Below are 21,359 nucleotides of genomic sequence, written 5' to 3'. Positions count from 1 at the left end.
TTTTAATGGTAACTGCCTATAGAAATGAAGGATAACGGCGCAATAATATAACAGTGAAGCTAAAAAGAGAATGAAAAAACGGCATCTTAACCATTTTATTGCTTAGTTTAATTGGATTTCTTGTTTTTTAGGAACAGAATCAAGCTGCCAATGTGTAATTGCCCACTGAATGATTTCATCTACAGGTAAATGCTTCAAATCATTCGGTGGTTGTTGACCTAAAAATTGTAACGCGGCAAATAGGGCGGGTTGCGGCTTGTGATTATCTATCGCGGGTGCTTTATTTTGCTTGCTCAGTTTGTAGCCTTGCTCAGTAACGGCCAGCGGAATATGACCGAATACAGGTGCTTTTATATTTTCACTCAGGTGATTATTATCTTGTTTTGACTGAAACAAATGACTAAATGCTTTATCAGACAAAAGTTGATAAAAGCTTAATTGACGTGCGGTGGGCTCGAGTAGGTCGCAACCGCGAATTACGTGACTAATATTTTGGTATATATCATCAGCGACTACGGCAAGTTGATAAGCAAATAAACCGTCTTTTCTTCGGATTATAAAATCTTCTTTTGCCAGGGCCTTATTACATTGTACTTGCCCTTGGATGAGATCGGAATATTGATCAATTTGAACTTGGTTAATAACCCTAATGGCATTTTGATTATTATCTAGATTTAAGTGACGACAATGTCCTTGATAAATACCACCATTGGCTTTGATTTTCGCTCGAGTACATTGACAATAATAACAATGGTGCTCTGCAAAGAGCTGTTCAATAATATGTTGATAGTAATCAGTCTGGGTGCTTTGAAAAAGAATATCTTCGTCCCAGTGTAAACCGAACGCGTCTAATGTTTTTAAAATATGGGCGCTGGCGCCTTGTTTTTCTCGCGGGGGATCAATATCTTCAATCCTAACGAGCCAAGTACCATTGTTTTTTTTTGCCTCTAAATAACTCGCAAGGGCGGTAATTAACGAGCCAAAATGAAGGTGACCAGAAGGGGAAGGAGCAAAGCGACCACGGTATTGAACGAGTGGTCGCATCATGTCACTAGCCGTCATCTATAATGATGGTTAACCAGCTAACTGACGTTCTTTAATTTCAGCTAAGGTTTTACATTCAATACATAAATCTGCTGTTGGTCTTGCTTCTAAACGGCGAATACCGATTTCGATACCGCAAGTTTTACAAAAACCAAAATCATCTTCTTCGATTAACTGTAAAGTTTTTTCAATTTTCTTGATAAGTTTACGTTCCCGATCTCGAGTACGTAATTCAAGGCTGAACTCTTCTTCTTGTGCAGCACGATCAACGGGGTCTGGGAAATTTGCTGCCTCGTCTTGCATATGAGTCACCGTACGGTCAACTTCTTCACGAAGTTGTACACGCCAAGCATCAAGAATTTTCTTAAAATGCTCTGATTGCTCAGCGTTCATGTATTCTTCACCAGCTTTTTCTACGTAAGGTTCTACACCTGCTAAAGCTAATATGCCTAATGCTTTTTTGTTGTTTGGCATGCTTATTCTCCTAATGCTGCGTACATCAAATAACGCGTAAATTCTATTATTTGATTGCATGTGCCAATTATAATAGATCTTAATTATCAGAACTATATTGTGTTGCGGTGTTTAAAATTCAAGAAAAAATTAAAAATAAATATTAATCAAATTAAATCAAAGGGTTAGCTGATAGGCTTATCCTGTGTTGATGTCTACCTTACCCGCAAGCCCACTTTTTTATCAAGTTTTGCTATACCGCGTCAATGTTTTACTGAGATTATTTCACGCTTAAAGGGTTTTCAAGCGTTATATTGATGCCTTCGAGCTTATTGTCAAAATGGGCTTGATAAGCGATAACTTCAACGCCTTTTTGTCTTGCTAACTGCAAAAGATGAGCATATTTTTCATCTATATGGGCTGCCGCTTTTACGGAATTTATACCTGAATGAAGCACGGCAAAAAATAAAACTGCACGATTGCCCTGCTCTACAACTTCAATTAATTCACGTAAATGTTTTTGGCCTCGTTCAGTTTTAGCATCAGGGAAGTATCCTTGCTGTTTTTCGAGCAAGGTGACGCTTTTGACTTCAATAAAGGTTGCTTTGCCTTGCTCGTCAATGAGGTGAAAATCAACTTTACTACCCTCATTGCCATATTTTACTTCACGTTTTAAATCCGTGAAATTTTTAAGTTCGCTAATTTTTTGATTAATTAATGCTTCTTCCACGAGCTGATTTGCTCGAATGGTATTAACACAAATCCAATGTTGTTCCTTTGTTTGAGATAACTCCCAACTAAAGGGGTATTTACGTTTTTTATTCCCTGAAACACTATAATAAATTGTATCACCAGAAGTGGCACAACCGGTCATAGCGCCTGTGTTTGCCACATGAATGGTTGTCTCTGTACCGTCTTCAAGCGTTACATCCGCGAGAAAGCGTTTATAACGTTTAATTAACGTGGCTTTTTGAGCATGAATTTGCATGATTTAAAGTAAGCGAGTTGATTTTTTATTATGTTACGTTAAGACAAGTTAAATCGCGAATTACTTTCTTTTTCGCAAGGTGAGTTTGAAATAGCGATAAATTTATCAAAGCCAGTAGCCTGCTGTATCACTAAAGCAAAGAAAGCGGTTATAGATGTTTTTTATAATTGTTAAATTGCTTATATAGTTGTCACTTACGTAAACAACCTCTAGGCTTAAATATGTAAAACTAGGTAAAGTTTTCAAGATAGACTAGTCTCTTTAAGTGGCTGAATAAAATAAAAATAGGGAAGATACATGTTTGGATTAACGAAAGAAAATTTAAAAAGCAGCGCTCTTTTTATCCTCTATATAATGTTGCTACCATGCTTTTCATGGAGTACTAATGCTACTGAGTTAGTTTCCCCCTCAAGTTTAATTATAAAAGCTAAAGGCATGTTAGATGTACGAAATGCCAAAATAGTGTCTCCCGCAACATTAATCATTAAAAATGGCAACATAGAATCTATCAACCCAGACGTTCTCCCTAAAAATCTAGCGATAATAGATTTGAGTAGTCAAATATTATTGCCCGGTCTAATTGATACGCACACGCATATTACCAGTGATTATTTTACGGGTGATGACTGGACTACCGCAATAGCAAAACAAACAGCTGCGGATTGGGCATTACAGGGCGTTAAATTTTCTCGCGATGTGCTTGATGCTGGCTTTACAACCATTCGTGATTTAGGGGCTCAACCTGGTTTTCCTGATGTGGCATTAATGAAAGCGATAAATGCGGGATATGTCGACGGTCCTGATATTTGGCCGGCTGGACACGCTATTTCAATGACGGGCGGACATTGTGATTGGACAGGTTATGCGCCAGGCATTGCCGAATTAGGGCCAAAATCTGGGATAGCAGATGGCGTTGTTGAAGTCATGAAAGCTGTTCGATATCAAGCTAAATATGGCGTCAAAGTAATAAAGGTTTGTGCCACTGGCGGAGTTTTTTCATTTTCACAAAATGCCGAGATTGGTGCACAGCAATATACCTTGGATGAATTGAAAGTCATCGTTCGAGAGGCACATAAATTAGGGTTGAAAGTCGCCGCTCACGCACATGGAACCAAAGGTATAAATGCAGCCGTTATCGCTGGCGTCGATTCAATCGAGCATGGCTCTATTTTGACTGAAAAATCAATCAAACTTATGAAAGAGCGAGGCACATATTTGGTCCCTCAAACTTATCTAAATGAATTTGAGTTACCTCCTGAAACCCCTGCGGCAACAGTAGCCAAAAGTAACTATCTCAAACCTCTAGTAGTAAATAGCTTAACACTTGCCTATAAAGGCGGGGTTAAGATGGCTTTTGGTTCAGATAATGGCGTTTTTCCGCATGTAAATACTGCACTCGAGTTCGAGTCTTTAATACGTCATGGTATTACAGCGGCAGATGCACTGCGTATGGCAACAATTTTTGCTGCTGATCTATTAGGTGTGGAGGACAGAGGTGAGCTTGCGTCAGGAAAGCGAGCCGATATTATCGCCGTTCAGAGCAATCCTCTTGAGAATATTAGCGCGATGAAGAGTGTGACATTCGTGATGAAACAAGGCGTAGTTTATAAACAATAAATTGGATTTTCATTGAAGGAAAGTAGCGTTTTAGGCTCATTTTAACGTTATTAATGACACCATACTCGGTCAATTAAATCGTCTAAACGCCATTAAATTGAGTTCAAAGTCAGCTTTGAACTCATGCCTCTTAGCCATCTGCAGAAGTTTTATTTTTATATTTTAGTAAATGCTTTATGATCTTGTATTAAGAGTGAGCAAAAGGTACTTTATACAAAATTTACATCTTTTTGAAATAAACTGAAAGTAAGTTAAACAGGCTGTTGGAATAACATTTTGGCATTCGACACAGTCTTAAATTGATACCTTTATATGACTCAACCAACATACACAGTAGAGCTAAAAAATAATATCGTTGTGGCGAAAATTTCAGGCGACTGGAATATACACGCTGACATTGGTTATTTAACACTACTCGATGAAACTATCTCTCGGGTAAGAAATGATCGATGGGCATTATTTGCTGATCTTCGCGGTTGGCGAGTTTCTGAGGAAGTGATTAATTTCAAACACAATCGAATAATCCAGTTAGCGAGAAAAAACCAGCAAATAGAATGTTGGCTAGTAGATGATATAGACCAAGGAAAACACATACAGCATCATATTGATAATGCAGGTGTTCCTTTACATAAATTTAACCACAGAGAAGACGCAGAAAAATTGCTCATTGAGAACGAGTTTTACCTTTAAAGAAATTCAAACTGAACTAATTACTATACCGCCTTCAAGGTTCGCTTCCTCTCAAAAGTGTTACTTATCGCTTTTAGTTTATTGAGCAGCGTCAATTGAAAAGTTTGGCCATCTTAGGCTAAATCTAATGACCCACCGATATTGCGTTTTTTATCCTTTATTATTTGCAACTTGAATTGTTTGATTAAAAAAATTCTCAGTAGTGTAGAATTAGCTAAAGCCTAATTGAGAGAAATTATAGTTATGAATTCAACGTGTCAGATATCACTAATTAATCAACCGATACTTGCCGATTGGCAGCGTGAAAAGTTAGTTCAAATTCACGAAGGTAAAGTTTATATTTATCTTCCCGTATCCGATAAATTTCCTTTACAAAACATTCAAAAAGCTGCGCGTAGTATCGAAAAAATGGGCGTAGACACTGCTACCTTGGTTGGTGAGTTATGGAGTGAAGATACGCAATGGGCATTTGCTTTAGGCTTTACCTGTGCTGAAAAATTAACATCGGTTGAGTTTACCGGTGAAAAATCATGTGTTGATTCTTTAAATAACAAATTGGCTGTTTTTGGATGGGCACGAGATTTAACTAACCAAACGCCAACGCAATTACCTCCTGAAAGCTTGGCGAAATCGGCTATTGATTATATCACGGCACAAGCTCCTGATAAGGTTACCGCTAAGGTGATAGCAGGAGAAGCATTAGAAAAAGAGGGTTGGGTTGGCATTTATAACGTAGGTAAAGGGAGTATTCATCCGCCTTGTTTGCTTGAATTAGATTTTAATCCGAGCAAAGCTGAGAAGACACCTGTTTCAACTTGTTTGGTCGGCAAAGGCATTACCTTTGATAGCGGTGGTTACAGCATCAAATCGAATGCAGGCATGTTTAATATGAAAGCAGATATGGGTGGTGCGGCGGTTGTTGCTGGAGCATTGGCTCTAGCGATTCGTCAAGGACTGAATCAACGCGTTAAGCTAATTTTATGTTGTGCGGAAAATATGATCTCCAGTCATGCCTATAAGCTGAGTGATATTTTAACCTATAAAAATGGGGTGACTTGTGAAGTCGCTAATACGGACGCCGAAGGCCGTATTGTTTTAGCCGATGGACTATTATTAGCGGCAGAAAGTGAGCCTGCAATGATCATTGATGCAGCAACCTTGACCGGTGCATCAGTCATGGCAACAGGAGGCGATTATTCAGCCTTGTTTTCACTCGATCAAAAGTTAGCTGATCAAGCTAAGCTTACTGCAAAAGCGGTAAACGAACCTTTATGGCAACTACCTTTAGAGATTTGGCATCAAGAAAAATGTCCGTCAGAATTTGCTGATACGGCAAATAGTCGACCTATTCCAGGCGGTGGCCCAGGAGGGGCAAGTAATGCCGCAGGTTTTTTATCGCGTTTTGTCCCCAATGAAGGGAAGGGGTGGCTACACTTTGATTTATCAGCGGCTTATAACGGTAACAGTAATAGGCTATGGGCAGCAGGAGCCACAGGGTTAGGTATTGCGACAATAGCGAACTTACTAACGAGTGAGCCATCTAAATAAGCGATACTCATTATTAACAAAAAAGAGCGCAAATCGCGCTCTTTTTTGTTTATTTATCATCTTCAACCTTGTTTTTACATGGCATTTGATTGTTCGACAACAAAGCTTTCTAACCAATTACGGGCACTATAAATATCACTAAAGACATGAAAAGTGAGATTGCACCCTTGGTATATTCGACGTAATTGCATTTGTTGCAGATCGGCAGAGCTACTTTCTAAAATCACGGTAGCATTGGCGATCATGCCTTTTTTCATTCGATATTTTGTGACTTCAATTAAGGCTTGTTCTGCTTCTGGTGAGAACACGCTATTTCCATAAAAAGTCACTAATAATCCCCATGTTTTTCCTGAAAATTTTTCACATGCATCGTACATGTCTTGAATGTAAAGATCGGCAGTCAGTTCATTGAAGGGGCCATGGGCATCTACGACTAAAATGTTTTCTTGGGGTTGAATAGTGTAATTGCCATGTTCTGCAAATTGCATGTGTTATCTCCTGCCGTTAAAGGGATAATATAGATAGCAATTTTTTCAGGGCCTGCCAAGTAAGCAGATTTATCAAAAGAAGCAAATTTTTAAACGCTTAATAATCAGGTAGTTATTTTTGTACTATCGAGCAAGAATACTAGGTCGTTTTAAACTGGATTTTACAAGGGTGAAATAATATCTGCGGTTACTTCCAACCAAGTTTTTCTTCAAAATCGCTATCTAACGTTTTAGCAAAATGTTTTGCTTCGATAGCAGCTTCTTCTAATAACTTATCTTCCTCAGTTTCTGGAATATAGGGATCTACTTTTACGGGGTAACCCGTTTCGTCTGTTGCTAAAAAGGTGATAAAACAACGATTGGTAATAATAATGTTGTCTTCTTTTGGGTAGCCAGCCCGAACCACTACATATATGTGCATGCTTGTTTTACCCGTATGTACGATACGTGCAGTCACAGTGATCATTTGACCAACTAAAATAGGGCGAATAAACCGAATACCATTTGCAGAAATAGTCACACAATAGCGTTTACTCCATTGAGCTGCGCAAGCATATGATGCTTGATCAATCCATTTCATCACCATACCACCGTGCACTTTTCCACCAAAATTTACATCGGTTGGCTCCGCAAGAAATCTAAACTCAACAATATTACTATTTTTCATGGTTTAACCTTAGAGGGGGTTTGCTTGATTATAGTAAAAATCAAAAGGTTAGCTAATTTAATAGGTAGGAAAATAAAAAGGCTTCAATAAATGAAGCCTTGACTGTTGATTTTGATTGTTTAACGCGCTTATGGTTGGCTTATTTCCCACACACTTACTGAGCCTGAGATTTCATTACCAACAATTAACATAGCATTTGATGTCGCCGTGGCAGGAATAAAAGACATGCCTTCTGGGGCTAAATCGCCAGTAATTTCTGCTTCTTCAGTCGTTCCTCGGTTGATAAAATAATCAACAAAGCTTACGTTAAATGGGTTAGTAATGTCGTAAATCATGATCCCTGACATTCTTTCTAAACCAATAAACGCATAGGTATTTTCACCAATTTTTCCAATGGTAAGCGCTTCAGGCTCAGCACCTTTTGCATCAGAACGAGTATCACCTTCGTTAGTATCTTCGTCGTTATTAAAAGCTTGTCCGTGAATGGCCGCGGTTATTTTGCCAACGTCATCACCTGAATCAAAAACGATATTGCCATTTTGATCCCAAATTGAAAACGAGCGCGCACCGTACGTGTATAGTTGGTCATAATCACCATCGCCATCGATATCCCCTTTGACCATGGAGACTTTTAGTCTACCAATATCATCGTCGTCATTATTTACCTGTGAAAAAGCAATAGGATCTAAAGGTAAATCTTCAACGCGGCTTTCATCGATATAGGCAAGACAACCGTCATCTTCATCATAATCAAGGCCGCCTTTTGCAGTACAATCAGCTTCAGAGCTTGCGTCAAAGAAATATTCTCGGCCATCTCCTTCATTAGCACTGATAATAAAATTCGCATCTTGCCATGTGAACGTTGCAATAGTGTCTGGTTGATACATGCCATATAAATTTTGATAGGTTTTGAAATTGATACCACCATCTTTATCTGATGCATCTATTTGATAATTAGACCAGTCCTTAAACCCTAAGCCTTTTACTTCTTCTAATGTATTGGTGGCTAAATTAACAATTGCGATTGCGTTATTTTCTTGAATTGAAACAAATGCTGTTTGGCTGTCTGATGAAATAGCCACGTATTCAGGCTCAAGATCCATCGCAACGGTAGTATTAATTAATTGGCCACTGATTGTTCTACCTGAGGGATTAGCGAACATAACACCTTGTGAAATAAGTTCCGCTTTTTTATCATTAAATGCAGTAAAATCAAGGTTTATTGCAGTATCTGAAATAACACCATCGTTGATATCGATTATAGAGATGCTACCTTCAGGATCTATCGTATAATCGCCACTTGGCTCACCTTCATTGGCAACAACTACTTTAGTACCATCTTTTGAAAATGTTACCATATCGGGTAGATGACCCACTTGTACATTTTTGATAAAGCTTGGTGTTGCACCAGAAATATCATAAAAGGCGATAAAGCCTAAATCGCCTGTTTCTTCAGCCGCCATCGCAACAGCCATCATATTTAGGGTATTTGAGATAGCGACACTATTAGCATCACCCGCAGTGTTAACTGATAAATCTAATTGCATGACTGACGTCATATTTGTGTTAGTGACGACACCTTCACTGTCTTTGGTCAAAGCCGCAGGGTCAATATTGTTTAAGTCTAAGACATCAACCGTGGCTTTCTCCCCTGAACTATTAATGGCGTAAATCCAACCAGTTGATTGTTGATATTGTACTATTTCAGCGGCACCTTCAGGTGACTCAACATTTAATACGGCACGAGCCACAAGTGACGTCGTTAAAGAGTTCGTGGCGTTTTTACCGTCTTCGCCAGCAACCCCTTGTTCGCCTTGCGTTCCCTGTTCGCCGGTTAAACCTGTTGAACCAGTTGCACCGTCTTTGCCATCATCACCATCACAAGCAGTGAGAGACACAAGTAATAAACCTGCTAAAGATATATTTTTAAGTGTTATCATTATTTTACCATTAAGTGAGTCGAATTATTTTTCAATACTTTATGGCATGTTTGTGACAAAAATTTTGCGCAGAGATGACAGTATAGTGACGTATCGATGACAACAATTAGTCATTTCATTAGGCGTTAATACACCGTTTAAATAAGTAGAACGACATTCCTGTCTCGTTAAATGTATGGAACTTCTGCTATAAGTCCTTAAAATAAAAGTATGAAAAAGATAAAGTAAATTTACATGCCAACGCCTTTACCTATTGATAACCTCAAAGCTAAATTTCTGAGTAGTTTGAAATTACATCGCACATTGATTTTATCCGCCGAACCTGGAGCGGGTAAGTCCACTCGATTACCGTTATGGTTATTAGCAGAGCAACCTGAATTGCCGGAGTTGTCACAACGTAAAATCTATTTACTACAACCAAGGCGTGTCGCGGCAAAAAATATTGCGACCTATTTAGCTAGTCAATTAGGAGAAACCGTTGGAAAACGTGTCGGTTATCGGCTCCGTAATGAAAGTAAGGTGTCTGAATATACTCGTTTAGAAGTGATCACCGAAGGCGTCTTCGTGCAAATTATGCAAGCGGATCCTGAATTAACTAATACGTCACTAGTGATCTTTGATGAATTTCATGAGCGTTCATTGCAAGCGGATCTAGCATTTGCTATAGCTCGCGATATTCAACAGGGGTTACGAGAAGATTTAACTTTATTGTTAATGTCAGCAACGTTAGCCAGTGATGAATTAGCAAATGCTTTACCTGATGCCGTCTGTTTACATATCCAAGGTCGCAGTTTTCCCGTTACTCTTGAATATCAGCCAATTAAAAATAATCAGCCTTGGCGAGAACAAATACTTGCAGTGATCCTGCAAACACTGAAAATGCATGATGGCTCAATGTTAGTTTTTTTGCCAGGTAGCGGCGATATCCGTTACCTTGCTTCGGCATTAAATAAGAGAGCGAATGATACGTTAATCATTTGTCCGCTTTATGGTGACCTTAGCCTTGTTGAACAACAACAAGCGATTAAACCATGCCAAGCCAATGTTAGGAAAATTGTCCTCACCACTAATATAGCTGAAACAAGCTTAACCATTGAAGGCATTAATATTGTTATCGACTCTGGTCTTGAAAAAGTAGCCCTTTATGATGAAAGCACGTTAACCAATAAATTAACACAGCGAAATATCGCTAAATCTTCTGCGATACAACGAATGGGCAGGGCAGGACGATTATCGTCGGGTCACTGTATTCGATTATTTGATGAAGAAGAGTTTCATCGACGAGCAATGCAAAATGGTCTCGCTATTCATCAAGCGGATATTTTGCCTGTTGTGATTGAAGCCGCACGTTGGCAAGTCAGCCGTTTAAAAGACATGCCATTTTTAGATCTTCCCAATGAAATAATGGAGGAGCAAGCTTGGCAAACATTAAAAAATATTGACGTTGTCGACGACAAAAGGCAGTTAACCCGTCATGGACAACAAGTTGTTAACTTATCCTGTCATGCACGGTTTGCGCATATGATTATTCAAGCAAAGTCGCTTGAAAAAAAATATCACTGTCAAGGACTGGCTTATCTCGCTTGTATCTTAGCGGCATTATTAGAAGAGCGAGATGTTTTTTCAATTGAGCAAGCGCGCGACAATAGCGATATTGTGCAACGGGTACGTTTTATTCTTTCAAAAACTCAAAATTATAAAGCGCGGCAAATAATGCGACAAGCCAATAAACTCGCTGAAAACATATCAATTGAATTAGGCAATTCGCAGCAAATAGAAAAGTTACCGCTTGATAATCTAGGTTTACTGGTTTATTTAGCGTACCCAGAAAGGTTATTAAAAAGAAGAAATGATCAGGGGGATTACTTAGCCAGTAATGGTAAAGGCATTAAATTAGCATTTGCTGATGCGTTAAACAACGAAGAGTATTTAGTGGCTGCCCATGTCACTCAGTTTCAGCAGCAACTGCAATTACGTATTGCTGCTATTGTTGATATTGAACAGCTTCTAGCCTGGTCTTTGGTAAAAACTAGCATGCACGAACATCTTACGTTTGATGAAAAGTCAGGACGAATTTTGGCGGTGAATCAGCAGAAAATAGGTGCCATTCTTCTTAAAGAAAAACCAGATAAATCGCTAATTAGTGGAGAAAAAATTTTTGCTTTATGGCAAGCGCAATTACGCAAAAATGGCCTGTCTTTATTAAACTGGCAATCTGAAGATAAAAACTTATGGTTACGATGGCAATGGCTTAACTTAACGTTTAGTGAATTGAAACTTCCTGACGTAAGTGAGCGTTCACTTATTGAAAGGTCGTCGTTATGGTTACAACCTTTCATTAGCGATATAACCCATCGTGCTCAAATTGCAAAGTTGAATGTCTCAGAAATGCTATTAACTTTGCTTGATTATCAACAGCAACAACAATTGAATACCTATGCTCCGAGTTATTACGTGGGTCCAACGGGAAGAAAATGTGCCATCCGTTATAGCCTTGAACAAGCGCCAATTGTTTCTTTACCAATGCAAGAAGTTTATGGTTTAAAAATAACGCCAACGGTTGGCGGAAACAGTGCTAAGGTAAATTTAACTTTTGAACTGCTTTCTCCTGCACAAAGGCCTATTCAAGTGACTGCTGATTTAGCAGGCTTTTGGCAAGGGAGTTATAAAGCAGTACAAAAAGACATGAAGGCTCAATACCCGAAGCATTACTGGCCTGATGATCCTGCTAGTGCTCAACCAACAAACAAAACCAAAAGGCATATGAAAGCGCCTTAACGTGGTTTACAATGGTTTTTTTAGCTTATTTAACGTATTAAAATTTTATGACTTTACTTATCACCTATTTAGCGATTGCCATTGGTGTTTCATTTTTATGTTCCATTCTAGAAGCGGTTTTATTATCGGTTACGCCGAGTTTTGTTGAAAAAACGCTAAAACAACGACCGTTAGGTGGCAAGGTGCTCAAAACGGTTAAAAAAAATATTGATAAGTCTATTTCAAGTATTTTGATTTTAAACACTTTTGCTCACACTATGGGGGCTGCTGGGGTAGGTGCACAAGCGATAAGAGTGTTTGGCGAAGAAAAAGAAACCTTAATTGCATTCTTACTAACGTTAGCCATTTTATATCTATCAGAAATCATTCCAAAAACCATTGGCGCTAAGTTCTGGCGTAAATTAGCGATTCCTTCTGCCTATATCATCAGCTTTTTAGTGAAAGTTGTTTATCCGTTGGTATGGTTCTCATCTTTGGTAACTCGGTTATTTAATAACGGTAAATCGGATGTTGTGAGTCGTGATGAAATCAGAGCTTTTGCTGCGTTAGGGCATAAAGATGGCTCTTTATATCATCAAGAAAATCAGTTGGTTGAAAATATTTTAACTTTGCGAGAAATGAAAGTTATCAATATTTTAACGCCTCGAAGTGTTGTACATGCGCTTGATCAACAAACGTCAGTATCTGATGCTTTGGCTGCTGAGAAAACCGCAAATTTTACCCGTATTCCTGTTTTTGACCAAACGGTTGATAATATTGTTGGTGTGGTATTAAAAGCCCATTTATTTCAAATAGAATTGCAAGGAAAGGGAGAGCAACCTATACAATCAATTATGTTGCCAATCCATCGGGTGTCAGAAAACTTACCCGTATTATTGTTACTCGATATTTTTATTAAACGTAATGATCATATTTTTCTTGTTGAAGACCAATTTGGTCAAACCGCTGGTCTAGTGACACTTGAAGATGCAATAGAAACCTTACTTGGGCGTGAAATCGTCGATGAAAGTGATCAAGTCGTTGATATGCAGAAGTTAGCGAAAGCACAATTTCGACAACGTTTAAAGTCTAATAATGTAAAAGTGTCTGAAGAGCATTCATCAGAAAAAGAATAACGAGGCATTGGTGTCAGAAAAACAGAAAACGCCTACAGAAGGTAATAAAAAACAAGCGTCTAAATTAAAGTGGGCGCTTGTATTGTCCGCAAAACTTACCTTCATTTTACTCATTTTATTAGCATTTTATACCTTGTATCTTGATGCGAAAGTGGTTGAAAAGTTTGAAGGACAACGCTGGCAAGTTCCGGTACAAGTGTTTGGCAAGGTCGAACGTTTTCACTTAGGCGATGAAATTAATTTAACTCGCTTGAAAGATAACTTGTTACTTACGGGATATCGACATACTAATGCGGTTAAAAAGCCGGGCGATTTTGCCATTTCTAAAAAACGCATCATTATATATCGTCGTGCTTTTGACTTTGGCGCAGGTGTTGAAGCGTCTGATATCGTCACTATCGATGTCAAATTAAAAGGTCAAATTCAAGAAGTAAGTCAATTATATCTTGATAATCAAACTACTAATTATGTTGAAATTGAACCTTATTTAATGGGGCGAATCATCCCCGAAAATAAAGAAGATCGCGTGTTGATCCCTTTGCAATCGGTTCCCGAAAAACTACTCGATACTTTGTTAATTGTTGAAGACAGAGACTTTTATTTTCATGCTGGTATTTCCCCGCTGGGTATTTTACGAGCACTTTATAATAATTTAAAAGCCGGAAGAACCGTGCAAGGGGGGAGTACTTTAACGCAGCAATTAGTCAAAAATATGTATCTAACGCGCGATAAAACACTATGGCGCAAAGTGAATGAAGCTATCATGTCGCTGTTGTTAGAGTATCGATACAGTAAAGATCAATTACTCGAAGCGTATATAAATGAAGTTTACTTAGGACAGCATTTTGCCAATGGTATATATGGCTTTGGTTTGGCTGCAGAATTTTATTTTGGCGAAAATATCGCGCAACTTAGCAATGCACAAATGGCGACGTTAATAGGGGTGATAAAAGGACCGAGTTATTATGATCCTTGGCGCTATCCTGTGCGCACTAAAAAACGACGAGATTTAGTGCTGAAGTTGATGTTTAAAGAAGAATATATGTCGAAAGAGGATTACTTATTAGCGTTAGAAACACCTCTTGAAATTAGAACGTCACGTCGATTGGCACCCAAAAAACAGAAATTTCCCGCTTATTTGCAATTAGTTAAAAAAGAATTATCTGAGTTGCTTTCACCAGCTTTACAACAATCGGGCATACGAGTTTTTACCACCTTTTCAGTGTCTGAACAAATCGCTTTAGAAAAAACAGTTAATAAACAATTGATTGAACTAGCGAAGAAAAATGAACACGATCTGCAAGTCGCTATGATATTAACCGATATTAAAAGCGGTGAAATTAAAGCACTCGTTGGGGATAAAAAAAGTGGCTACGCTGGATTTAATCGTGCATTAAATGCTAAGCGACCGATTGGCTCCTTAATTAAACCCGCTATTTATCTTGCCGCATTAGAGCGTTATCAACAATATCAGTTAGGCACATTACTCGATGATAAAGCATTAAGTTTTGATTTAAACGACGGTGAAGTCTGGCGACCTAAAAATTATGATGGAGAGTATCGTGGCAAAGTCTCTATTTTTACAAGTTTAGTTAAATCATTAAATATACCTACGATTAATTTGGGGATGGCATTAGGTTTAGATAATGTCGCTGATATTATTCATTTATTAGGGTATAACGATGATATTACTTTAAGACCTTCGTTATTACTTGGGTCGATTAATATGTCGCCTTATCAAGTAAATCAGCTATATTTGCCTATCGCTAATCAAGGTGAGCATGTGCAAAGCCATGTAGTTGAGTCAGTCATTTCAGCGCAGGGTGAAACGCTCTTTCAACATGTGGTTGAATCTACTCCATATTTTTCTGTACAAGCGAGTTATTTAACCGATTTTATGTTAACGCAAGTCACACAACAGGGCACCGCAAGATCGCTCAGTTGGCGATTAAAAAATAAAGTAGTCGCCGGTAAAACCGGAACGACTAATGATCAACGTGATAGTTGGTTTGTTGGCTATGATGCTAAACATATGGTCACAACATGGTTAGGGCGAGATGATAATAAAGCGACTGATTTTACTGGCAGTAGTGGTGCACTGACCTTATTTGCCGAATATTTACAGCAAATTGGTGTCGTGAACAAACAAATAGCACAGCCAACAGGTGTCAAACTTGTACCATTTGACCAAGAAACTGGGCACGCCTTAGAAGTTGCGTGTAACAATGCCATTCTCTATCCCGCTATTTATGAAGGCTTAAAATTAAACGATTCATGCAAGCAGCATAAAACTGAACAAACTAAAGAGCCTTCGTGGTTTGAAAAACTTTTTGGCGGGTAAAATAACCCGCCATGCGATTATTTATTATAATAAATAATAATCATTTGCATCTGTCATGTTGAGTTTGCATGAGCTTTCAAAATAAATAGATTTTTGCTGAGGTAACTGCCTTATTTACCTTGTAAAAAATAGGGGTTTTCTTTATGATCAGAAAAATTTTTTGTCGTTAGTTTCATTTGAACAAAAAAGAACCGGTGTGTGTGTGGCACTGATTTAGTTTTCGTAAACAACGAACATGTTTAAATAAAATAATAATTGGAGATGTTGGATGAGCAATACGCCCGTGAATAACGGCCGTCGACGCTTTTTAACTGCTGCTACTTCGGTAGTTGGTGGTGTTGGTGTTGTCGGTGTGGCAGTGCCTTTCATTGGATCTTGGAACCCAAGTGCGCGTGCGAAAGCTGCCGGGGCTCCCGTAGAAATCAATGTAGGTAAATTACAGCCTGGTCAATTAATTCGTGCTGAATGGCGCGGTAAACCCGTCTATGTGATACGTCGTACGGAAGAAACGTTAAACGCTTTAGCCAATCACGAAGATCAATTACGTGATCCACAATCTGCGGAACCTCAACAGCCTGAATATGCAGCCAATGCATACCGTTCTATCAAACCTGAATATATGGTGGCGCTAGGTGTATGTACTCACTTAGGTTGTGCTCCAACATATCATCAAGGTACTTTTGAAGAACAAGTTGAAGGTGTTAAAGACGGTTTCTTCTGCCCATGTCATGGTTCAAAATTTGATATGGCTGGTCGTGTATTCCAAGGTGTTCCTGCTCCTACTAACTTAGTAGTGCCAGAGCATTCATTCCCAACTGAAACCACCGTCTTAATTGGTGTTGGTCAAGGAGAAGCGTAATGTTTGCAAATTTTATGGCTTGGATTGACAAGCGTTTACCCGTAACAGATTGTTGGAATAAGCATTTAGCACAATATCCAGCACCTAAAAACTTTAACTTTTGGTATTTCTTTGGCTCGTTAGCCATGTTGGTTTTAGTCAACCAAATTTTAACGGGTATTTGGTTAACCATGAACTATGAGCCTTCAGGCGAAGGCGCTTTTGCATCAATCGAATACATCATGCGTGATGTTGATTACGGTTGGTTGTTACGTTATATGCATTCAACAGGGGCTTCGGCATTCTTTATTGTTGTATATATGCATATGTTCCGCGGCATGATGTATGGTTCTTATCAAAAACCACGTGAATTATTGTGGATTTTTGGCATGTTAATCTTCTTAGTATTGATGGCTGAAGCCTTTATGGGTTACTTATTACCTTGGGGTAATATGAGTTATTGGGGAGCACAAGTCATTATATCGCTCTTTGGTGCTATCCCTGTCATTGGTGAAGAATTAACGATATGGATCAAAGGTGACTATGTAATCTCTGGTGCCACACTTAACCGTTTCTTTGCATTACATGTAGTTGCGCTACCACTGGTATTGGTTGTGTTGGTTTTCTTACATATTTTAGCCTTACATGAAGTGGGTTCTAATAACCCTGAAGGGACTGATATTAAGAAACCTAAAGGTAGTGTCAAACCGGAAGAACTTAGTAAGTTTAAATTCCATAAACATTATTCTGATAAATACGATATTGTCGACGCGATACCGTTCCATCCATACTATTCGGTTAAAGATATTATGGGTGTGGTTGGTTTCTTAATATTATTCTGTTGGGTGATGTTCTTTGCTCCAGAAGGTGGTGGTTACTTTATTGAGGCGCCAAACTTTGAACCTGCAAATGGTTTGAAAACGCCAGAGCATATTGTTCCAGTATGGTATTTTGGACCTTTCTTTACCATTTTACGTGTTATTCCTGACAAATTATTAGGGATGATCACCATGTTCGCAGCGATCGGTATGTTATTCGCCTTACCATGGTTTGATCGTGGTGCCGTTAAAGCACTTAAGTATCGTAGTAAAGTACATTTCTTAAACCTAACTCAGTTTGCTATTTGTTTTATCGTGTTAGGTATTTTAGGTACTATGCCGGCAACTGATTTAGCTAATTTAATCGGTCGAATTGCCACTTTTGGATATTTTGGATTTTTCGTAGCACTTTGGTTCTACAGTAAAAATGAAAAAACTAAGCCAGTACCAGAGAGGGTTTCAGGATAATGAAAAAGTTACTTATTACAATTTTAGCTTTAGTTCCTTTGATGGCTTCTGCTGCTGGTCCTAGCATGGCTTTGGACAAAGCAAATAACGATTTATCTGATAAAGAGTCACTAAAACGTGGTTTTGAGTCATACTTAAATTATTGTTTAGGTTGTCACCAGTTACAATATCAACGATACAACCGTACTTTCGCCGATTTAGGAATCGATGAAAAAGAAGGTGTTGAAAAATGGATGCCAACCGGTGAAAAACCTGGTGATCATATTACTAACACTATGCCAGCAAAAGAAGCTGCAGCATGGTTTGGTACTGCGCCACCAGATTTAACCTTAGAAGCTCGTTTTAGAAGTCCTGATTATATTTATACTTATTTACGTACGTTTTACGAAGATAGTAACCGTCCGTTCGGTGTAAATAACAAAGTCTTCAAAGATGTTGGTATGCCACATGTATTACAAGACCTTCAAGGGGTAAGAACAATAGATGAGCATGGTGAGTTATCTTCAGCAAAAGGCGGTAGTATGACTGCTGAAGAATATGACGCTTTTGTTCGTGACCTTGTTAATTTTCTTGAATATGTTGGTGAGCCAAATAAACTGGAACGTGAAGCACTTGGTTACTGGGTAATTGGTTTCCTATTGATCTTGTTTATTCTTTCTTACTTACTGAAAAAAGAGTATTGGAGAGATGTACACTAATTTTAAATTAGTGTCATAATTTTTTCTGGGGGCATTTGCCCCCATTGTTAGTTTTTTAATCGTAGAATTTTGGAGGCAAAATGGCCGTAGCTGCAAACAAACGCTCAGTGATGAATTTATATTCTCATGCAGATGATATGTATAGCCACCAAACACGTATTGTGTTGGCGGAGAAAGGCGTTGGTGTAGATATTCACTTGGTTGATATGGCGAATTTGCCAGAAGATTTAATTGACTTAAATCCATATGGAACAGTACCAACATTAATTGATCGTGAATTAGCATTATATGAAGCATCAATTATCATTGAATATTTGGATGAGCGTTTTCCTCATCCGCCATTGATGCCGGTATACCCTGTTTCTCGTGGACGTAGTCGTTTAATGATGCATCGTGTTGAGCAAGACTGGTATAGCTTAGCTAAGATCATTTTGAATGGTCCAGCAGATAAAGCAGATAAAGCACGACAAGAATTAAAAGAAAGCTTATTAAGTGTTGCGCCTATTTTAAACGAAGCGCCTTACTTTATGAGTGAAGAATTTAGTTTAGTTGATTGTTATTTAGCACCGTTATTATGGCGTTTACCGGTATTAGGAATTGAGTTAGATGGACAAGGGTCTAAAGAACTTAAAACTTATATGCTTAAATTATTTGAACGTGAGTCATTCCAAGCCTCTTTGACAGAAGCCGAACGTGAATTACGTTTTGGAAATCCGGTTTAATCTCGATGTCTGACGAAATGACATCATCAAAGCCCTATATAGTTAGGGCTTTTTATGACTGGATATCTGATAATCAGCTCACGCCTTATATCGTAGTTGATGTAAATGTTTATGGTGTTTTAGTGCCAATGTCATATGTCAATGACGGGCAAATTACCTTAAATATCTCATCATCTGCCGTGGGAGCAATATCAATGGCTGGCGAACAAATTGCCTTTAGTGCGCGGTTTGGTGGCAAGCTTGAAAATATTGTGGTGCCCTTTGGCGCCGTTGCTGCTATTTTTGCGAAAGAAAATGGTGCCGGCACTACGTTAGCGATAGAGCATCCTGAGGTTGAAGAGTTACCCGAAGAAACAACTCCAGCGCCTTTATCAACGGTAAGTTCCGATGATGATGACAAAGCTCTAGCACCGAAAAGTGCCAGTAAAAGTCGAGCGAGCTTAAAAGTAGTTAAATAAAAAATCCACCTAAGTAAATTAGGTGGATTTTTTTAATGTTCTGCTCATTCTGAGCCACCATGTTGTAAATACCAAGATTCCTTTAATCTAAATATTCAAACATTTTAAATACTTTATTCACACCACTGATATTTCGAGCAACTTCAACGGCAGCATTGGCTTCACTGTTTTTAATTAAGCCCATTAAGAACACTTCCCCATTTTCTGTGACAACTTTAATATTGGTAGCATCAAGCTGATCACTGGCAAATAAAGCTGTTTTTACTTTAGAGGTTAACCAAACATCATTACTTTTGGTGGTAACAGAGACAGTATTGCCAATGCGGATTTGATCGTAGATATGCTCAATCCCTTCAACTTGATTAATGGTTTTAATGGCTAAATCTTTTAAATAGCTATTTGGTGCTTGACCAACAACCAAAACCTTACCGTTGAAACTGACCACTTGTAGGTTAGTATTATCTGAAAGTCCGTTTACTTTCGCTAAATTATTATGAGCAACGAGTTCAATTTTTTGATCATCGACTTGGTTGCCTAAACTGCGATTATCGTTAACAACTGTTGCTCCGCCAATAACTCCTACAACAGCTGCAGCAACACAACCTTGCAAAATAACGGCTGTGGAAGCAATAAAAATAAATTGTTTTAATTTCATGCGGGTTATTCTTCTTGTGGGAAAAGGGTGGTATCAATAATGTCGCATAAACAATGAATGACCACTAAATGCACTTCTTGAATTCGAGCTGTACGTGAAGATGGTACACGGATCTCAACATCGCCTTCGCCTAATAAACCTGCGATATCGCCACCATCTTTACCGGTGAGGGCTATTATCGGCATATCTCGAGCTACGGCGGCTTCAATTGCTTTAATGACGTTACGAGAGTTACCACTGGTTGAAATGGCTAATAACACATCGCCATTATTCCCTAGCGCACGTACTTGCTTTGAAAACACTTCATCAAAGTGATAATCATTGCCTATTGAAGTTAACGTTGAACTGTCGGTTGTTAATGCGATAGCTGGTAAAGGAGGACGTTCAGTTTCATAACGATTTAATAACTCCGCAGAAAAGTGCTGGGCATCGCCGGCAGAGCCGCCATTTCCACAGGCTAAAATTTTATGCCCCGCAAGTAGGCTTTGTACCATCACCATACCCGCTTGTTCAATTGGACTGGCAAGCGCTTCGCTCGCAGCAATTTTAGTTTGAATACTTTCGGTAAAATTGCTTTTAATTCGTTCTAACATAAATGAACTTTGCTCCATATTTTAAGCTGGGTAATTAATTCTATTATAGACTTTAGCTAAAAGCATTTTTTAGCCACTGTATCTTTGGTTTATTGGCATCGCCTTCAATGGCGACGATGTCAAACCGACAGGCGGTATTATATTCATTTAAGTTTTGCTGTTGTAGGAAAAATGTTGCTGTTTTGATGATTTTTTGTTGTTTTTGTTGGCTAACCGCCGAAATAGCGCCACCAAATTGATTATTCTTACGGTATTTTACTTCAACAAAGACAAAACAGTCGTTTTCTTTCATGATCAAGTCAATTTCGCCTTGGCGACTATGAAAATTTTTACTTAATAAGCATAAGCCATTGTCGGTTAAATAACGCTCAGCGTAAAGCTCCCAAAAGTCACCTAACTCTTTGCTAGTTACTTTGCTCATTTGAGTTGCTTGACGGGTT

The 21,359-nt window shown here is 38.5% G+C and carries 20 protein-coding genes; 11 read left to right on the top strand and 9 right to left on the bottom strand.

All coding sequences use genetic code 11. The annotated features are described in order from the left end of the window. Positions 1 to 102: 102 nt before the first annotated feature. From gluQRS to sfsA, 3 genes are all read right to left on the bottom strand, one after another. Positions 103 to 1,047 carry a tRNA glutamyl-Q(34) synthetase GluQRS gene (gene gluQRS, locus RM573_RS16095; protein WP_311584373.1) on the bottom strand — a complete coding sequence of 315 codons (945 nt, stop codon included), beginning with the start codon at positions 1,045 to 1,047 and terminating at the stop codon, positions 103 to 105. Between the two features lie 27 nt (positions 1,048 to 1,074). Further along, the gene (gene dksA / locus RM573_RS16090) at positions 1,075 to 1,518 is read right to left on the bottom strand and encodes an RNA polymerase-binding protein DksA (RefSeq protein ID WP_311584371.1); all 444 of its coding nucleotides are present in this window, start codon (positions 1,516 to 1,518) and stop codon (positions 1,075 to 1,077) included. Positions 1,519 to 1,777: 259 nt separating this feature from the next. Then, positions 1,778 to 2,485, bottom strand: coding sequence for a DNA/RNA nuclease SfsA (gene sfsA, locus RM573_RS16085; protein WP_311584368.1), 708 nt, complete (start codon positions 2,483 to 2,485; stop codon positions 1,778 to 1,780). Between the two features lie 297 nt (positions 2,486 to 2,782). Here sfsA and RM573_RS16080 point away from each other — a divergent pair, with 297 nt between their 5' ends. From RM573_RS16080 to pepB, 3 genes are all read left to right on the top strand, one after another. After that, on the top strand, positions 2,783 to 4,102 hold the full coding sequence (locus tag RM573_RS16080) for a metal-dependent hydrolase family protein (RefSeq protein ID WP_311584365.1): 1,320 nt from the start codon (positions 2,783 to 2,785) through the stop codon (positions 4,100 to 4,102). A gap of 312 nt (positions 4,103 to 4,414) precedes the next feature. Next, complete coding sequence (locus tag RM573_RS16075) at positions 4,415 to 4,792, top strand: hypothetical protein (protein ID WP_311584362.1); 378 nt, start codon at positions 4,415 to 4,417, stop codon at positions 4,790 to 4,792. A 243-nt stretch (positions 4,793 to 5,035) separates the two neighbouring features. Further along, a complete protein-coding gene (gene pepB, locus RM573_RS16070; protein ID WP_311584359.1) occupies positions 5,036 to 6,340 on the top strand; it encodes an aminopeptidase PepB in 1,305 nt (434 codons plus the stop codon). Between the two features lie 74 nt (positions 6,341 to 6,414). Here the strand turns inward: pepB and RM573_RS16065 are convergent, their stop codons facing one another. From RM573_RS16065 to RM573_RS16055, 3 genes are all read right to left on the bottom strand, one after another. Then, on the bottom strand, positions 6,415 to 6,828 hold the full coding sequence (locus RM573_RS16065; protein WP_311584356.1) for a hypothetical protein: 414 nt from the start codon (positions 6,826 to 6,828) through the stop codon (positions 6,415 to 6,417). A 187-nt stretch (positions 6,829 to 7,015) separates the two neighbouring features. Beyond that, entirely contained in the window at positions 7,016 to 7,495 is a 480-nt protein-coding gene (locus RM573_RS16060; protein ID WP_311584353.1) for an acyl-CoA thioesterase, read from the bottom strand. A gap of 128 nt (positions 7,496 to 7,623) precedes the next feature. Further along, positions 7,624 to 9,435 carry a choice-of-anchor I family protein gene (locus tag RM573_RS16055; protein WP_311584350.1) on the bottom strand — a complete coding sequence of 604 codons (1,812 nt, stop codon included), beginning with the start codon at positions 9,433 to 9,435 and terminating at the stop codon, positions 7,624 to 7,626. Positions 9,436 to 9,669: 234 nt separating this feature from the next. Here RM573_RS16055 and hrpB point away from each other — a divergent pair, with 234 nt between their 5' ends. The 8 genes from hrpB to RM573_RS16015 all read left to right on the top strand — a co-directional run bounded on the left by hrpB (position 9,670) and on the right by RM573_RS16015 (position 19,671). Next, complete coding sequence (gene hrpB / locus RM573_RS16050) at positions 9,670 to 12,213, top strand: ATP-dependent helicase HrpB (protein ID WP_311584348.1); 2,544 nt, start codon at positions 9,670 to 9,672, stop codon at positions 12,211 to 12,213. A gap of 47 nt (positions 12,214 to 12,260) precedes the next feature. Beyond that, complete coding sequence (locus RM573_RS16045; RefSeq protein WP_311584345.1) at positions 12,261 to 13,328, top strand: CNNM domain-containing protein; 1,068 nt, start codon at positions 12,261 to 12,263, stop codon at positions 13,326 to 13,328. 10 nt (positions 13,329 to 13,338) lie between these two features. Further along, positions 13,339 to 15,669, top strand: a complete 2,331-nt coding sequence (gene mrcB, locus RM573_RS16040) for a penicillin-binding protein 1B (protein ID WP_311584343.1) — start codon at positions 13,339 to 13,341, stop codon at positions 15,667 to 15,669. A gap of 268 nt (positions 15,670 to 15,937) precedes the next feature. Further along, the gene (gene petA, locus RM573_RS16035; RefSeq protein ID WP_311584340.1) at positions 15,938 to 16,528 is read left to right on the top strand and encodes a ubiquinol-cytochrome c reductase iron-sulfur subunit; all 591 of its coding nucleotides are present in this window, start codon (positions 15,938 to 15,940) and stop codon (positions 16,526 to 16,528) included. Further along, positions 16,528 to 17,793: a cytochrome b gene (locus RM573_RS16030; RefSeq protein ID WP_311584337.1), complete on the top strand. Its 1,266-nt coding sequence runs from the start codon at positions 16,528 to 16,530 to the stop codon at positions 17,791 to 17,793. Before petA ends, RM573_RS16030 begins: the two co-directional genes overlap by 1 nt. Continuing rightward, on the top strand, positions 17,790 to 18,491 hold the full coding sequence (locus tag RM573_RS16025) for a cytochrome c1 (RefSeq protein ID WP_311584481.1): 702 nt from the start codon (positions 17,790 to 17,792) through the stop codon (positions 18,489 to 18,491). The genes RM573_RS16030 and RM573_RS16025 overlap by 4 nt, the downstream gene beginning before the upstream one ends. 80 nt (positions 18,492 to 18,571) lie before the next feature. Then, positions 18,572 to 19,213 carry a stringent starvation protein SspA gene (sspA, locus tag RM573_RS16020; RefSeq protein ID WP_311584335.1) on the top strand — a complete coding sequence of 214 codons (642 nt, stop codon included), beginning with the start codon at positions 18,572 to 18,574 and terminating at the stop codon, positions 19,211 to 19,213. A 5-nt stretch (positions 19,214 to 19,218) separates the two neighbouring features. Next, entirely contained in the window at positions 19,219 to 19,671 is a 453-nt protein-coding gene (locus RM573_RS16015; protein WP_311584332.1) for a ClpXP protease specificity-enhancing factor, read from the top strand. An 82-nt stretch (positions 19,672 to 19,753) separates the two neighbouring features. On the opposite strand, the gene dolP is transcribed toward RM573_RS16015, so the two are convergent. The 3 genes from dolP to RM573_RS16000 are packed head-to-tail and all read right to left on the bottom strand — an operon-like array spanning position 19,754 to position 21,340. Then, the gene (gene dolP, locus RM573_RS16010) at positions 19,754 to 20,326 is read right to left on the bottom strand and encodes a division/outer membrane stress-associated lipid-binding lipoprotein (protein WP_311584329.1); all 573 of its coding nucleotides are present in this window, start codon (positions 20,324 to 20,326) and stop codon (positions 19,754 to 19,756) included. A gap of 5 nt (positions 20,327 to 20,331) precedes the next feature. Further along, complete coding sequence (locus RM573_RS16005) at positions 20,332 to 20,919, bottom strand: phosphoheptose isomerase (RefSeq protein WP_303449478.1); 588 nt, start codon at positions 20,917 to 20,919, stop codon at positions 20,332 to 20,334. Positions 20,920 to 20,971: 52 nt separating this feature from the next. Continuing rightward, positions 20,972 to 21,340, bottom strand: coding sequence for a YraN family protein (locus RM573_RS16000; protein WP_311584323.1), 369 nt, complete (start codon positions 21,338 to 21,340; stop codon positions 20,972 to 20,974). Positions 21,341 to 21,359: the final 19 nt, after the last annotated feature.

This window comes from Thalassotalea castellviae (assembly GCF_031846185.1).
Taxonomy (GTDB): domain Bacteria; phylum Pseudomonadota; class Gammaproteobacteria; order Enterobacterales; family Alteromonadaceae; genus Thalassotalea_H; species Thalassotalea_H castellviae.
The sequence above is the reverse complement of the archived record's forward strand: the minus strand, read 5'-3'. Positions and strand labels throughout refer to the sequence as shown.